A 15,651-nucleotide genomic window follows, 5' to 3' on the forward strand; every position below is an offset into this window, starting at 1 on the left:
CCGAGCCTGCCGCGCGGCGCACCGCCGTCCTGCATCGGCGTCACTTCAACCCGCCCGCGAACCCGCGCAACAGGTAACGCTGCACATAACCGGCCACGGCCAGCGTGGGCAGCGACGCCATCAGGCCCGCGCTCATCAAGTCACCCCAGTCGATCCCGTTCTCCGTCACGTAGCCGGCGATCGCGAGCGGCAGCGTGAAGCGGCTCGGCGTCGACACGAACAGCAGCGCGATCAGGAACTCGTTCCAAGCGGCGATGAACACGAAGATCGCGGTCGCGATCAGGCCCGGCGCGCACAGCGGCAGCACGATCTGCACCAGCCGTCGAGCCAGCCCCGCGCCGTCGATGCAGGCCGCTTCCTCGTATTCGATCGGCACGTCGCGCACGAACGCGAGCAGCATCCAGATCGCCATCGGCAGCGCGTAAATCTGATACGCGAGCATCAGGCCAGGCATCGAATCGAGCAGGTGCAGCCGTTTCGCGAGCGCGAACAGCGGCACCGCGATCGTGATCGGCGGCATCAGCTTCAACGCGAGCACGAGCACCAGGAACAGCAGGTCGAGCCGCGCCGGAAACCGCAGCCGCACGAGCGCATACGCGGCCGGAAACGCGAGCGCCAGCGCGAGCAGCGTCGTGCCGAAGCCGACCAGCAATGAATTGAAGAGCGGCGCGCCGATGCCGTTGGACCATACCGATGCGAAATGCGCGAAGGTCGGCGCGGCCGGCCAGATCCGCATCGGATGATCGAGACGTTCGAGCGTCGGCATGAAGGCCGCGCCGGCCATCCACAGGCACGGCAGCAGCAACAGCGCGAGCGCGGCGATGCGCAACGCCCACGGCAGCGCGCGACCGAATGCGGCGCCCGTGCGCGCGCGCGAGATGCCTGCGGATTGCGCCGTCATGCGCGCCGCTTGCGAACCGTCTGCCATACGTACCCCGAGACCAGCAGCGCGGACGCCGCGAGCATCAGCACCGACGCGGCGCTCGCCGGCCCGACGTTGAAGAAGCGGAAGCCCGTGTCGTAGATATAGGTCGACAGCGTCTGCGTCGCGTTGCCGGGGCCGCCGCCCGTCAGCGCATAGACCTTGTCGAACAGCTTGAACGTGTCGATCGAGCGCAGCAGCAGCGCGAGGCCGATCTGCGGCGCCGCGAGCGGCAGCGTGATGTCGCGCAGGCACTGCCACTCGCTCGCGCCGTCGGTGCGCGCGGCTTCGTACAGCTCCTGCGGGATCGATTGCAATCCGGCCAGCACGATCAGGAAGGCCATCGGCGTCCACTGCCATACGTCGACGAGCGCGAGCGACCACAACGCGAGATGCGGATCGGACAGCCAGCGCACGCCTTCGACGCCGAACACCGCGAGGAGCGCGTTCAGGAAGCCGTCGAAGTTGAGCCAGTTGCGCCAGATCGCCGAGCACACGAGCGTGGACAGCATCATCGGCAGGATCGCGAGCGGCAGCGCGATGCGCCGCCCCGGGAACGCGCGCACGAACAGCAGCGCGAGGCCGAAACCCAGCGCGACTTCCGCGAGCGACGCGACGATCGTGAAGCGCAGCGTGTTGCCGAAACCGGCCGTGAACGCGTCGTCGCCGAGCACCGCGCGATAGTTCGCGAGCCCCGCGAACGCGCGGCGGCCGGCCGAGTAGTCGACGTGGCAGAACGAATCGATCAGCACCTGCGCGACCGGATACAGCGCGAGCGCGGCGAGCACCAGCAGCGCGGGCCCGAGCAGGGCGACGAACGGCAGGCTGCGGCCGAAGGACTTCATGCGCGACCTCCGGCTGCCGAGTTGACGCGCGCCGTCACTTGCCGGCCGCGGCCGTCGCCTGCGCGATCTTCTGCTGCGCCTGGCGCAGCGCGGCGTCGGGCGCGGCCTGCCCCGTCAGCGCGAGCTGCAGCTGGTCGCCGAGAATGCTCTCGACCTGCTGCCAGTCCTTCACGCGCGGCCGCGCACGGCCGGCCTCGAGCGCCTTCAGCTGATCCGGATACCAGCGATACTGGCGCACCAGCGCCGGATCGTTGAACACGCTGCGGCGGGTCGGCGGAATGCCGATGCCGGCGAGACGCGTCTGCGTGTCGCGGTTGGTCAGGTACGCGAGGAAGTCCTGCGCGAGCTTCGCGTGCGGCGCGTCCTTCGGAATGCCCATCTGCCAGATGCCGAGCATCGGCGCCGGGCCGGCAGTCTGCCCGGGCGGCGGCTGCAGCGCGATCTGCCCGACCACGCGCGACTGCTTCGGATCGTCGAGCGCCGGCACCCACGCCGGCCACACCTCGATCGACTGCGCGGCCGTGCCGCGCTGCAGCGCGTCGCGCACTTCCGCCGCGCCGTAGACGTCGACGTCCTTCGGCGCGGACGCCTTCAGCGCGAGGAAGGTCTTCAGCGCGGCCTGCGCCTCGCGCGAATCGATCGTCACGTTGCCGGCACGGTCGAACACGTCGCCGCCGTAGGCCCACAGGATCGGCAGGAAGCCCGTCACGACCGGATTGCCCTTCGTGCCGCGAAACACGACACCCGAAACGCTCTTGTCCGCGCCGCCGACGGTCTGCGCGATCTTCAGCACGTCGTCCCAGTTGCGCGGCGGCTGCAGCTTGTATTTCGCGAGCAGGTCCTTGCGGTACGCGAACATCTCGACGTTGCCGACGATCGGCAGCGCATACAGCGCACCGGCCGCGTTGCGGCCGAGCGCGACCGCGGACGGCACGAGGTCGGCGTCGGCCAACGATGCCGGCAGCGGTTTCAGCCAGCCGTTGCCGATGAATTCGGGCGCCCACGTGTCGTCCATCATCACGAGGTCGTACGCGCCCGTGCCTTCGCGCATCGACAGCTTGAGCTTCTGGTACAGGTTCGCGTTCGGCAGCTTGAGCAGCTCGATCTCGGTGCCCGGGTGCAGCTTGTTGAAGCCGGCGACGGCGTCGGCCAGCCCCTTTCCGTAGATGTCGTCGCGGCCCGCGATGACGAGGTCCGCCGCGAAGGCGTGCGAGGCGGCAAGGGACAGCGCAACGGCGGCGGACAGCGCGCGCAGGCGGCTCAGCAAGGTCATGAGGTCTCTCTCGTTCGGCGTGGTGGCGGGACGGCCAGGCGTTGCACACGTGTGCAACGCGGGCGACGCTTCTGGCCGCCTGAAGCGAACGCCATTGTTCACGCCGATCGTTAAGAATTTATGGCACGCGGCGGGAACGGCCGTCGCCGTGCCCGGCTGCCCCGCCCCGCCTGCCGCTCCGTGCCTCCGCCCCGGTCAGAAATTCACGCGGATCCCGGCCATCACCGCCAGTTGCCGGCTCGAGTTGCTGTTCGCGAGCACCGGAATCTGCGCGTAGTTCACCGCGTTGCCGCTCGCGTCGGTGCTGAGCCCCGTCCCGCTCGCGATCTGGCCGATCGCGACCGCGTACAGCGCCGTGCGCTTCGACAGGCTGTAGTTCGTGCCGACGTTCACCTGGTGGAACCGCGTCGTGCCGCGCCCGTCGGTATGCGCGGCGTTGAAGATGTAGGCGACGCCGCCCTGCAGCGCGGGCGTGAACAGGTACGTGACGTTCAGTTCGCCGATGTCGAACGTGAACGCCTGCGTGCGCGGCTGCGCGGCGGTCGAGAAGTAGCGGCTGTCGCCGAGGCGCGTATGCGTGTAGGTGAGCGCGATCGTCGCCGCGCCGAACGTGACCGACCCGCCCGCACCGAACGCGCGCATCGAGCCGGCATCCTGCAGCAGGCAGTACATCGCGCCCGGGTTGCTGCACGCGAAATCGCCGATATAGCCGCTCGCGCCGCCGAGCGCCGCGTCGAGCGGCTGGTGCAGGTCGAGGTAGCCGACCGAGAACGCCACCGGCGCACGCGTGTACGTCGCGGCCACCGCGTAGCCGCGCTTCGCGGAGAAATCGCCGGCCTGCCCGCCGAAGCTGAACGTGCCGCCGAACGTGAAGCCGTTGAAATCGGCGCTGGTGAACTTCACCGCGTTGTTGAAGTTGAATGCGGCGTTCAGGTTGTCGACGTCGCCGAGGTGCGAGCCGTACGGTGTCGCCCAGTTGTTGCTCGACACATACGCGCCGAGCATGTCCGTGTACGAGTCGTATTGGCGGCCGAGGCCGAGCGTGCCGATCCCCTCCTGGCGCAACCCGACCCACGCCTGCCGGCTGAACGCGGTGCCGCCCTGCAGCGCCTGCCCGTTCGCGGACAGGAACTGCTGCTCGAGCGTGAACACTGCGTCGAGCCCGCCGCCGAGCGGCTCGGCCCCCTGGAATCCGAAGCGCGACGGCACGAGGTTGCCGCCGCCCATCTGCCACGCATGGCCGCCGCCCGTGCTGCCGTCGGCGCGCGTGAACTGCTGGTTCGTCGAGTAGATGATGCCGGTGTCCACGGTGCCGTACAGCGTCACGCTGCCGGAGGTCTGCGCGTGTGCGTGCATGCACCCGAGCGTGGCCGCGGCCGCGGCCAGTCGTCTTCCGATTCTCATGTCCCGCCCCTCTGTTGTCATCGATACGCAGTGCAGATCGATGGGGTTGTCGATATGGGTGACAGGACTCTATCCAGCGAAAATTCAGGACCTCTATCGCAAATCGGCAAACCGTGGCGCGCATGGTGCGCGACGTTGCCCGGCGGCGCCGTCGCGGTGCGCGTGCGTCATTCGGGACGCGTCGTCTGGGAAGGCAGCTCGCCGAACAGGTCGCGATACTCGCGCGCGAAATAACCGAGGTGCGTGAACCCCCAGCTCGCGGCGGCCTCGCCGACGCCGAGCTGCTGCACGGATGTCGTGCGCAGCATGCGGCGCACCGCGTTCAGCCGGATCGTGCGCAGATAGCCGACCGGCGTGACGTCCGCCACGCGTTGGAAGCTCGTCTGCAGCGTGCGGCGGCTGCACCGCAGCGCGCGGCACAGTTCGAGCACGGTGACGGGTTCCTCGGGGCGGTCGCGCAGATGCTTCTCGCAACGGCTCACGATGTCGCTGTAGGTGGCGTGCGTGATGTCGCGGCGCTCGACGCCGATGCCCTGCTCGAGCGCGTCGAGGAACATGCCGAGCATCGCGTCGCGGAACATCTTGCGGGTGGCCGCGTATTCGAGGTGGCCCGGGTTGCGCTGCGCATCGTCGATCAACGACGACAGCCGCACGCCGAGCGCGACGCCCTGCTCGTCGGACAACCGGGTCACGTGGCGCAGCTTGCGCGCGCCGGATGCGCCGAATTCGGCTTCGCACAGCTCGTCGACCATGTCGGACGCCGCGCTGATCCCGACGAGCCCCATCCCTTCCGGCGTATGGAATTCGAAATCCTCGCCGGCGCGCAGCGCGAGCAGCGCATAACCGTCGACGGGCTGGCCCTGGAACGTGCCCGCGAGCGGTACCGACAGCGGCACCGCGAGCGACGTGCGCCCGGCCGGCGCGAGCCCGGTTTGCGCGACGCGCCGGTTGGTCGTCTCGCGGAAGAAGTGGAAATCGTCGTACAGCACCTGCGTGACGGTGCCCTTGAAGCGGCCCGGCGTCATCTGGCGGTAGACCTGATGCCAGCCCGCGATCGCGAGCCCGTGATCGTGCACGTCTTCGTGTGAGCGTGACTGGAACAGCATCGGCATCTCCGGTAAAACCCCTAAACGCGGCCGCCGGCTTCCCCCGGCGCGCAACGCCACAGCTTACCCGTGCAAAATCCTGCGTAGTGCGGTTTCGAACGCAAGACAGGCCGCCGACAGCGCGGCGGCCTGCTCGCCCGTCAGGCGAACGTAGCGACGGAACGACGGCATCCGGTTCACGACCTCGCTGCCGCCGAACGGCACGATCGCGAGCGTCCAGCGGCCGTCGCGCGCGTCGATCGCGCAGTCGGTCAGGTGCAGCGGCCGCAGCGCGTCGGCCAGCGACGGCTCGGCGACCAGCGCGGCCACCGTGTCGGCGAATCCGGGGTCGCATCCCGGTGCGGCCGCCGCGTCGATGCCCGTGCGGCGCAGCCAGCCGGTCTGCGTCACCCGCGCGCGGCCCTGCACGGCCGGGCCGCGCGCGGTTGCCGCCACCGTCACGCTGACCGTATGCATCAGGAACTGGCGATCGACACGCTCGTCGATGGTCACGCGTACGCCGTTCGGCAATCGGGCCGTCAGACTGCCGCCCCCGTCGGCGTCGCGCGCGGCACCCAGATCGGCGAGCACGCGCGCGGCGATCGCGCCGGGCCGATGGCCGGGCGGCGGCGCATCGGGCGCCGCGCGCCAGCGGGCGAGCGCAGCCTTCACGACGCGACGTGCTCGTTGCGCAGCACTTCTTCCACCGGCACCGGCTTGAACGGATGCCGGCGCTGCACGACGAGCGTCCAGAACAGCGCGTACAGCGCGGTGAGCCCGAGCATCGCGCCGAACGGCACGTAGATGTCGCGCGCGTTCATGCCCGGCGGCGTGATGTACCAGATCGCGAGCACGATGCCGACGCTCGACACGATCTGCGGCAGCGGGAACAGCGGCGAACGGTACGGGCGCGGCAGGTCCGGGCGGCGAATCCGCAGCATCACGACCGACGCGGTGACGAGCAGGTACGCGGTGCCCCACGCGCAGGTCGCCGCGAGCACGAGGTGCAGGATGCTGTCGAGATTGCCGTTGATCAGCCACGCGTGGAAGATCGGCACGATCGCCGCCGCGACGATGCCGACCACCGGCGTCTTGAAGCGCGGATGCAGGTACGCGAAACAGCGCGGCAGCGCGCCGTCGATCGCCATCCCGTACAGGATGCGCGGCAGCCCGGCCATCAGCGTGTTGATCGTCGCGGCGCCCGCGCACAGGAACGCGATGCCGAACCAGATGCGGCCGAAGGGCCCGAGCACCTGCAGCGCGAACGCGGGAATCGCGCCCGGCGTGTCGAGCAGGTGCGTGAGGCCGTCGGGGCTCACGGGCACGTTCGCGACCTGGCGGCGGATCGCCGCGCCGTAAAGGAACATGCAGATCGCGACGCCGACGAGGCCGAGCGCCATCGCGCGCGGAATCGTCTTGCCCGGCGCCTTCATTTCCGGCGCGAGCGGCGTGACGAACTCGCAGCCGACGAACATGAACATCGCCATCCCGACGAGCGACAGCACGGCCGGCACCGACGTGCCGACTTCCGAGCCGCCGAACCAGCCGTCGAGATGCACGGCCGGCGCGGCCGCGAGCCCGAGGATGCCGAAGATCATCAGCGACAGCCACATGCCGGCCGTCAGCACGATCTCGAGCTTGCTGAACACCTTGATGCCGATGATGTTGGTGATCGCGAACGTGACCACGAGACCGACGCCGACGAGCCACGAGCTGTTGTGCTTCTCGAACGCCGCATTCAGCGATTCGAAATTGACGAGCGCCATGATGCCGCTCAGGATCGTTTCCGCCGTGCCGGCGAACACGTGCACGAGGAAATACGCGGAGATCGTGCCGGTGATCGCCCAGAAGCGGCCGAGCCCGCACGACAGGTAATCGTAAACCGAGCCGGCCGTCGGCAGCATCGCGGCGGCTTCCGAGAACGTGGTCGCCTGCGCCTGCATCATCACGAACGCGATGATCATCGCGACCGCGAACGCCCAGCCGCCCATCCCGAAGCCCGAGGTCGCGGTGAGAATCACCGGGCTTGCCATGATGAGGCCGACGGCGCTCGCCAGCGCGGTCGGAAAGCCCACCGCACCCGCCTTCAGCGCCGTGCCGCCGCCTGCCTCGGCCGGCGTGCCGGCGGGCGCGCCGCCCGCGGCGCCGGTAATTCCTGACCATCCCGACATCTTCGTCTCCTTCCTGAACGGGCCCGAACCTGCGCTCCGGCAGCTATCGGGGCCCCATGCTTTGCGGTCGGCCCGGGGCGGCGCTTCAGCGCTTCGATTCCCGGGCCCCCTGTCGATCACACCTTGATCCGATGTCGAAAAAATACGCAGGCAAAATAATCCGGTCATAGCGCAAATCGGCAAACCGGCGGCGGCCGCACTGCCCGCCGCCGGTTTGCCGTCACGCAATCACGCCGTCACGCGAACGGCACAGCCTCGAAGCCCGCCGCGAGCGCGTCGACGATCCGGTCGAGTTGCTCGCGCTGGATCACGAGCGGCGGCGACAGGATGATCTTCGTGCCAACCGGACGCACCAGCACGCCGTTCTCGCGCGCGACTTCCGCGACCGCGTTCGCGTAGCCGGACAGCGGGTCGATCGGCTCGCGCGTGTCCTTGTTCGCGACGAGGTCGAGCGCGAGCATCAGCCCCTTGCCGCGCACCTCGCCGACCGCCGCGAAGCGTTCCGCGAACGGCTGCAGCGCTTCGAGCAGATACGCGCCCTGCTTCGCCGCATTCGCCGGCAGGTCTTCCTTCACGACGATGTCGAGGCTCGCGATCGCGGCCGCGCACGCGACCGGGTGGCCCGCATACGTGTAGCCGTGCATGATCGCGCCGCCGAAATCGGCGTTCGCGGCGAACGCATCCTCGATCCGCGCGTTCACGACCGTCGCGCCGAGCGGCACGTAGCCCGACGAGATCCCCTTCGCGAGACACATGATGTCAGGGCGCACGCCCCAGCCGCGGCTGCCGAACATGCTGCCGCTGCGGCCGAAGCCCGTCACGACCTCATCGGCGATCAGCAGGACGCCGTAACGGTCGCACACCTCGCGCACGAGCGGCCAGTAGTTGGCCGGCGGCACGATTACGCCGCCCGCGCCCTGGATCGGCTCCGCGATGAATGCGGCCACCGTGTCCGGGCTCTGGAACTGGATCTCGCGCTCGAGCATTTCCGCGCAGATCCGGCCGAGTTCTTCGGGGTCCTGAGTGAACGGGTTGCGATACAGCCACGGCGTCTCGACGTGGAAGCAGCCCGGCAGGTTCGGCTCGTAGTTGCGGCGGAACACCGTGTTGCCGTTCACCGACGCGCCGCCGAAGTGCGTGCCGTGATAACCCTGCTTCAGCGAGATGAACTTCGTGCGGTCGGCCTGGCCGCGCACCTTCCAGTACTGGCGCGCGATCTTCAGCGCGGTCTCGATCGAATCGGAGCCGCCCGAGCTGTACAGCACGCGCCGCATCCCTTCCGGTTCGAGCAGGTCGATCACCTTCTTCGACAGCTCTTCCGCGCGCGGATGCGAGATCCCGTCGAACAGCTGGAAGTATTCGAGCTCGTCGAGCTGGCGCACGATCGCGTCCTTCACTTCCTGGCGGTTGTGGCCGACGTTCACGTTCCACAGGCCCGCGACGCCGTCGACGAGCTTGCGTCCCTCTTCGTCGAACACGTAGCAGCCGTCGCCGCGCACGATGCGGATCGGCTTGCGCTGCTTCATCTCGTTCGGGTGCAGCATCGGGTGCCAGAATTTTGCTTCGTTGTAGCTCATTGCAGTCTCCACTGTCGGATCGGTTGAACCTGGTTCGTCCGGGTTCAGGGTTCGAGGTTGATGCCGCGCGTCAGTGCGCGATGCAGACGGATTTGGTTTCGGTGAAGCCTTCGATCGCGTACTGGCCGAACTCCCGACCGATGCCCGATTGCTTGTAGCCGCCGAACGGCATCGACGGATCGAGCGGGATATGGCAGTTCACCCACACGGTGCCGGCCTCGATCTGCGGCACGAGGTTCATCACGCGCTTCAGGTCGTTGCTCCAGATGCTCGCGGCGAGGCCGTACGGCGACGCGTTCGCGAGACGCACCGCGTCGGCCGCGTCGTCGAACGGCACGACGACGATTACCGGGCCGAACACTTCGTCGCGCACGATCGCGCTGTCGGGATGCGGATCGGCGATCACGGCCGGCTTCACGTAGTAGCCGGGCAGGTCGTCGGCCGGCGTGCCGCCCGCGAGGAACGTCAGGCCCGCGCGGCGCGCGCCCTCGATGTGCTGGACGACCTTGTCGCGATGGTGCGCGGAGACCAGCGGGTTGATCTGCGCGGTCGTGTCGAGGCCCGCGCCGAGCTTCATCGACTGCGCGACGCCCGCGAGGCCGTCGGCAAGCTGCGCGAACTTGCTGCGGTGCACATAGATGCGCGACGCGGCCGCGCACACCTGCCCCTGGTTGAAGAACGCGCCGGCGGCGACGCCGTCGAGCGCCTGCGCGACGTCGATGTCGTCGAGCATCACGATCGGGTTCTTGCCGCCGAGCTCGAGCGAGAAGCGCGTCATGTTCTGCACGGCCGCCGCGCCGACCAGCTTGCCGGTCGCGGTCGAGCCCGTGAACGAGATCTTCGCGATCGACGGGTGGCTCGCGAGCGCGGCGCCGCACACGCGGCCGCCGGTGACGACGTTGAACACGCCGGGCGGCACGCCGGCCTCGCGTGCGAGCTCGGCCAGGCGCAGCGCGGTGAGCGGCGTTTCCGGCGACGGCTTCAGCACGATCGTGCAGCCGGCCGCGAGCGCGGGGATCAGCTTCCACACCGCGATCATCAGCGGGAAATTCCACGGCACGATCGCGGCGACCACGCCGACCGGCTCCTTGCGCGTATAGGCCGTATAACGCGCGCCGGGCGGGAACGGGATCGACACGTCGAGCGTCTGGCCGGTGATCTTGGTCGCCCAGCCGGCCATGTAGCGCACGTATTCGACGCTCGCGCCGACCTCGATCGCGCGCGACACGTGAATCGACTTGCCCTGGTTCAGCGTTTCGAGCTGCGCGAGCGTTTCGGCGTCGGCCTCGATCAGGTCGGCGAGTTTCAGCAGGATGCGTTCGCGGTCGGCCGGGCGCAGGCCGCTCCACACGCGGGTGTCGAACGCGTGCTTCGCGCTGGCGACCGCGCGGTCGACGTCGCGTTCGTCGGCGTCCGCGACCGTCGCGAGCCGCTCGCCCGTCGCGGGGTCGTACACGTCGAGTCGCGCGGCCGCGTGGGCGGGCTGCATTTCGCCGTCGATGAAGAGGCCGAAATCGCGCGCAACGAAAGTGCGCACGGTGTCGCTGACGGCGACGAAGTTCGTGGTGCTCATGGGCGTCTCGAGGATTGTCGTGGCTGGACCGCGTGCGTGTGAGGCACGCGGGCGTCGGATCACTGTATCGACGAGGGTTCACGCCCGGTGAGCGCAAATTGGCAGCGCGTGGGCGCTGAGGGTGGCGGGTTCGAACCCCGCGGTGGCGGGTCGAGTGTCGAGACGGGAAGCCGGCTCGGTATCGCACGGGCAGACCGGCCGGCCTACTCGACCAGTGCGGGCATGCCCGCGCCGGTACCGGGCTAGGGCCTGTTCACGCTAATAACGGGCTTGCGAACGTGCCGTTCCGCTCGCAGTGCAAGAAGTGAGGAGCGCCGTTTGGCCGTGCCAAACGTCCCGAAGGAAGTCCCCTTGGGGGACAAGCGACGAACGACGCCGCAATGCGGGCGGAAAGGCACGCTCCCCCTGTTCGGGAAAATTCATTCGTGGGGCTGGCCACCAGAAGGGCCGATCGCCGCGTCATGCTAGTTTCTGAAGCCGTGCCCCATCGACGCAAGGAAGTCGTACGCCTGGTAATCCAGCCAGTAGATGCCGAGCGCCAGCGGAATCAGGAAGTACAGCGAATCGTATATCCCGCTTCTCACGGTCCTGATGATGAAAATCGGCAGTGCAACGCTCAAGGCGGCGACCACAAGCGCAACTGCAATGATCGTGACGTCCATGTTCCCGGCCCCTGGTTGTTATTGAAACGACGATCGCGCATGGTACTGCACGACGCCGGAAATCCGCGAGCAGAACGATTGCGGCGTCGAGCCAACCGGTTCGGTACGGTTCGACCGATCAGGCTTGCGAGGTGGATGCTTGACAGAGGCGTGCGGCCGGTCAGCCGCTGACATCCAGGCAGCCTGCAGGACCGACCAGTTCGTTTTCCTTGGCATTGCCCGACGTGAACAGGCAAAAATTCGTGCCGATTTCACTGCCGAATTCCATCAGGAAGTCCAGTCGGCCGTCGCGGTCGAGGTCGCCCGCCCAGATCAGGGTGACGCGAAACGGCGGCGGGTCGCCGCCGAAATCATGCAGGACCGACCGCTTGCCCCCGCCTTCGGCAATCACCGCGCCGGATGCGGTGTAGCGCAACGCGTACCGGTGGCCGTGAAACGCGAAACGCAGCGGTTCGGGGCCGGGCTCGATCACCCTTCCACCGTTCGGGAACGCCAGGTTCACCGCGTCGACCCGGCCCTGCCTGAGCGATGTGCAACGCAACAGCGCAACGGCATGTTTCACGTCGGACGTGACGTCGACGACAATGCCATCCGGTTGCACCGGTTCGAGCCGGATGCGTGCCGGCGCGAGCTTCCAGCGATTGCCGTCCGGCGCCAGTGCGAGCCATCCGTCGCCGAGATCAGTCCCAGCGTCGCCGACGTCATCGGCCGGCATCCGGAGCGGTTGCAGTACGGCGCACGAATCGGGTTCGCTCTCTTGCGCGAACGCAGTCGAGGCCGCGGAAACACCCAGCAACACGAGCAGCCCAGCCAGCAGCGCCTTGATATTCATGAATCGGCAATCGCGAAAGGTTTGAATTCCGGACCGCAATTATCCGATGAATTACAGGAACAGCGCCCCCACCAGTTCGGTGCGGTTCGACACGCCGAGCTTGCGGTACATGCGCATCAGGTGCGTCTTGACGGTCGGCTGGCCGAGCGCGAGATCGCGCGCGATCTCCTTGTTCGAGCGGCCGTCGCGCACGAGGCGCGCGATCTGCTCCTCGCGGTAGGTCAGCCGCTCCTCGCAGCCGATCCGGTGGATCCCGCTCCGCACGCGCAGCAGCGGGCTCAGCGCGGCTTCGGCTACCGGCTGCAGCCGCGCGAGCGCATCGATCTCGCCGGGTGCGAACCGCCCGGCCGTGGCGTTACCGGCCGCGCTGCCGCGCGCGTCGCCGGCCCCGAAGCGCAACAGCGAGAACGCACCGACCGTCCGGCCCGCGTCGCGCAGCCAGATCTCGACGACGTCGGCCACGTCGTGCCGCCGCAGGAAACGGGTCCAGTATGCGGACGCGTCGCGTCTTTCGTCAGGCAATTGCGACGCGAGCGTGACGACCGCGCGTTCGCCCGCCGCGCAACGCGACGGATGCAGCGGATCGAGCATCCGGTAGCGCGCGACATAGGTGCGATGCATCGATTCCGGCATCCCGAACAGCTCGAAATCGGCCGGTTCGCCGCTCTGGTCGAGCCGGTAGAACACGATCGCGGACGGGCTCGCGAACGCGTCGAACGCATCCACGCACGCGCGCAGCGCGCGTGGCCAGTCGTCGGAGGCCGGGTCGGCGGGAACGGTCGGGAGCGGCATGGTGGAATCGGCTGGCGGCGCGAACGTATCGGAAATCGAAGTTCGGGCCAGCCTATCGGTGCCGAAAAGCGCCGGTGAGCACAAATTGGCAAATCGTCGCGGTTTGGCGGCGGGCGCTGGTGTGGCTGGTGTGGCTGGTGTGGCTGGTGTAGCCGGTGTGGCCGGTGTGGCCGGTGCGGCTGATGCGACCGGTGCAGCCGATGCAACCCCTGCAACCGGAACGATAAAGGCGCGCGACGACGCGCGCGCCGCGTATCAGCGCGCGTTCGACGCGAACGTGTCGCAGGCGCTCAGTTCGCCCGATTCCATCCCGCGCCGCAGCCAGTACACGCGCTGGTCGCTGGTGCCGTGCGTGAAGCTCTCCGGCACCACGTAACCCTGCCCTTGCTGCTGCAGCCGGTCGTCGCCGATCGCGGCGGCCGCCTTCAGCCCCTGCTCGAAATCGCCGGGTTCCATCAGCCGCTGGTTCGCGCGCTGCGCATTGTTCGCCCATACGCCGGCAAAGCAGTCGGCCTGAAGCTCCATCCGTACCGACAGCGCGTTCGAGTGCGCCTGGCTCGCCCGCCGGCGTGCGGCGTCAACCTTGTCGGAAATGCCGAGCAGGTTCTGCACGTGATGGCCGACTTCGTGCGCGACCACGTAAGCCTGCGCGAAATCGCCGCCCGCGCCGAAACGCTGGCGCAGCTCGTCGTAGAAACCGAGATCGATATACACCTTGCGGTCGGCCGGGCAATAAAACGGCCCCATCGCCGTCTGGCCCGTGCCGCATGCGGTCGGGGTCGAGTTCGTGAACATCACGAGCGTCGGCGGCTGATATTGCGCATGCAGCTGGGTATTGAACACGCCCGTCCACGTGCGCTCGATGTTGCCGAGCACCTTGCGCGTGAACACCGCGCCCGGATCGTTCGCCGGCACGCCCTGCCGCTGCGTGGGCGCGGGCTGCGCCTGCTGCGGGCGGCCCTGCAGCGCCGATGCGCCTTCGAGCACCACGCGCGGGTCGATCCCGAAGAAATACGACGCGGCGAACGCGATCACGATCGTGCCGATGCCGATCGTCGCGCCCCGCCCGCCGCCGAACCCGCCGGCACCACGGCGATCCTCGACGTTCGTGCTTTCCCTTTCGTCGTCCAGCCTCATAACCGGCCCTCCCTGTTCCTGTCGATGGCCCGCGCGCAGGCGCGCAACCGGGCGATATGTTGTGTTGTCGCGGCACGATCGTTCGGCAGAGGCCACGCCTGCGTGCCGGGATCGCCAGCCCGCCGCTCCGCTCGCACGACGGAATCGGCCGGCCGACGCACCGCGCGTCGATACGCGGCTCGCCCGCGCTATTCTGCCGGGCTTTCGTGACTTATCGCAAAAATGGGGAGGATAGTGCGATTCGGCGCCGGACATCGTCAGCCTTTGCAAAATGGCCAGCGCACGCCCCGGATGCCGCCCGCGTTCATCCTTTCGGCTGATACCGGCGCTAGCCGGCCCCGCCTAAAGTGACCGGAAACCACCCCTTTCCGGAGCACGACATGACACACCCGCCCCCCCGCACGATCGCGATCACAGGCGCCGGCACCGGCATCGGCGCCGCGTGCGCGCGCCGCTTCGCACGCGGCGGCGACCGCGTCGTGCTGATCGGGCGGCGCCAGGCGCCGCTCGACGCGCTGGCCGCCGAAACGGGCGGCCTCGCACTTGCCGGCGATGCCGCGAGCGCCACCGACTGGGCCCGCTTCCTGCCGCGCATCGCCGAACGCGTCGGCCGCGTCGACGCGCTCGTCGCCTGCGCGGGCGGCCACGGGCTCGGCCGCGCGGACGAAACCGACGACGCGCAGTGGCGCGACGCGATGCACGCGAACCTCGACACCGCGTTCGTCAGCGCGCGCGCGTGCCTGCCCGACCTGATCGCGCAGCGCGGCAGCATCGTGCTGGTCGCATCGATCGCCGCGCTCGCGGCCGGGCCCGGCGTGTGCGGCTATACGGTCGGCAAGCACGCGCTGCTCGGGCTCGCGCGGTCGCTCGCGCGCGACTACGGGCCGCACGGCGTGCGGGCGAACGCGGTGTGCCCCGGCTGGGTCCGCACGCCGATGGCCGATGCGGAGATGGAACCGTTGATGTCGGCGTACGGCGACACGCTCGACGGCGCGTATACACGCGTCAGCGCCGACGTGCCGCTGCGCCGCGCGGCCGACCCGGACGAGATCGCGGCCGTGTGCGCGTTCCTCGCATCGCCGGACGCGTCGTTCGTGACCGGTGCGACGCTCGTCGCGGACGGCGGCGCGATGGTCGTCGACGTGCCGACGCTCGCGTTCGACACGCTCTGATGCGCGCGGGCACGCCGCCCGCGTAACCGTTCGTTGCACCAGGCGCGTCGTGCGTGCCCGCCCGCCCGCCGCCGCCCGTCCGCCCGCCCCGGCTGAGCCGCCGGTACGCCGCGCCGAGCTTCACCGGCCCGCTCCCATACCACCCCCCCCCCCCGCCCCCCCGGTCCCTCGCGCAGCCGCCGCCCGCCCCGCTGAACCCCGCCCGC

14 protein-coding genes are annotated in these 15,651 nt (G+C 69.0%); 1 reads left to right on the forward strand and 13 read right to left on the reverse strand.

Features of this window, described 5'->3' with window-relative positions:
• Window positions 1-40: 40 nt before the first annotated feature.
• From FOZ70_RS32515 to FOZ70_RS32575, 13 genes are all read right to left on the reverse strand, one after another.
• Window positions 41-901, reverse strand: a complete 861-nt coding sequence (locus tag FOZ70_RS32515; protein ID WP_021163641.1) for a carbohydrate ABC transporter permease — start codon at window positions 899-901, stop codon at window positions 41-43.
• Window positions 898-1,767 (reverse strand): sugar ABC transporter permease, encoded by an 870-nt coding sequence (locus tag FOZ70_RS32520; RefSeq protein ID WP_059490151.1) that lies wholly within the window; start codon window positions 1,765-1,767, stop codon window positions 898-900. The genes FOZ70_RS32515 and FOZ70_RS32520 overlap by 4 nt, the downstream gene beginning before the upstream one ends.
• A 34-nt stretch (window positions 1,768-1,801) precedes the next feature.
• Window positions 1,802-3,040 (reverse strand): ABC transporter substrate-binding protein, encoded by a 1,239-nt coding sequence (locus FOZ70_RS32525; RefSeq protein ID WP_048022011.1) that lies wholly within the window; start codon window positions 3,038-3,040, stop codon window positions 1,802-1,804.
• 195 nt (window positions 3,041-3,235) lie between these two features.
• Window positions 3,236-4,444 (reverse strand): porin, encoded by a 1,209-nt coding sequence (locus FOZ70_RS32530; RefSeq protein WP_219707577.1) that lies wholly within the window; start codon window positions 4,442-4,444, stop codon window positions 3,236-3,238.
• Window positions 4,445-4,611: 167 nt separating this feature from the next.
• On the reverse strand, window positions 4,612-5,550 hold the full coding sequence (locus FOZ70_RS32535) for a helix-turn-helix domain-containing protein (protein WP_021163645.1): 939 nt from the start codon (window positions 5,548-5,550) through the stop codon (window positions 4,612-4,614).
• 63 nt (window positions 5,551-5,613) lie between these two features.
• A complete protein-coding gene (locus FOZ70_RS32540; RefSeq protein WP_059589182.1) occupies window positions 5,614-6,201 on the reverse strand; it encodes a DUF3156 family protein in 588 nt (195 codons plus the stop codon).
• Window positions 6,198-7,700: an APC family permease gene (locus tag FOZ70_RS32545; protein ID WP_021163647.1), complete on the reverse strand. Its 1,503-nt coding sequence runs from the start codon at window positions 7,698-7,700 to the stop codon at window positions 6,198-6,200. Before FOZ70_RS32545 ends, FOZ70_RS32540 begins: the two co-directional genes overlap by 4 nt.
• Window positions 7,701-7,936: 236 nt before the next feature.
• Window positions 7,937-9,277 carry an aspartate aminotransferase family protein gene (locus FOZ70_RS32550; protein ID WP_021163648.1) on the reverse strand — a complete coding sequence of 447 codons (1,341 nt, stop codon included), beginning with the start codon at window positions 9,275-9,277 and terminating at the stop codon, window positions 7,937-7,939.
• Between the two features lie 70 nt (window positions 9,278-9,347).
• Complete coding sequence (locus tag FOZ70_RS32555) at window positions 9,348-10,850, reverse strand: aldehyde dehydrogenase family protein (protein WP_021163649.1); 1,503 nt, start codon at window positions 10,848-10,850, stop codon at window positions 9,348-9,350.
• Window positions 10,851-11,314: 464 nt separating this feature from the next.
• Window positions 11,315-11,512, reverse strand: coding sequence for a hypothetical protein (locus FOZ70_RS32560; RefSeq protein ID WP_059683979.1), 198 nt, complete (start codon window positions 11,510-11,512; stop codon window positions 11,315-11,317).
• 160 nt (window positions 11,513-11,672) lie between these two features.
• On the reverse strand, window positions 11,673-12,344 hold the full coding sequence (locus FOZ70_RS32565; protein WP_059856161.1) for a hypothetical protein: 672 nt from the start codon (window positions 12,342-12,344) through the stop codon (window positions 11,673-11,675).
• Between the two features lie 51 nt (window positions 12,345-12,395).
• On the reverse strand, window positions 12,396-13,136 hold the full coding sequence (locus FOZ70_RS32570) for a LuxR C-terminal-related transcriptional regulator (RefSeq protein ID WP_059856158.1): 741 nt from the start codon (window positions 13,134-13,136) through the stop codon (window positions 12,396-12,398).
• Window positions 13,137-13,391: 255 nt separating this feature from the next.
• Window positions 13,392-14,273, reverse strand: a complete 882-nt coding sequence (locus tag FOZ70_RS32575) for a neutral zinc metallopeptidase (RefSeq protein ID WP_219707578.1) — start codon at window positions 14,271-14,273, stop codon at window positions 13,392-13,394.
• A gap of 380 nt (window positions 14,274-14,653) precedes the next feature.
• On the opposite strand from FOZ70_RS32575, the gene FOZ70_RS32580 reads away from it, so the two are divergent.
• Window positions 14,654-15,445: an SDR family oxidoreductase gene (locus tag FOZ70_RS32580; RefSeq protein ID WP_059494779.1), complete on the forward strand. Its 792-nt coding sequence runs from the start codon at window positions 14,654-14,656 to the stop codon at window positions 15,443-15,445.
• Window positions 15,446-15,651: the final 206 nt, after the last annotated feature.

The organism is Burkholderia sp. COPS (assembly GCF_019425585.1).
Classification (GTDB): Bacteria; Pseudomonadota; Gammaproteobacteria; order Burkholderiales; family Burkholderiaceae; genus Burkholderia; species Burkholderia cepacia.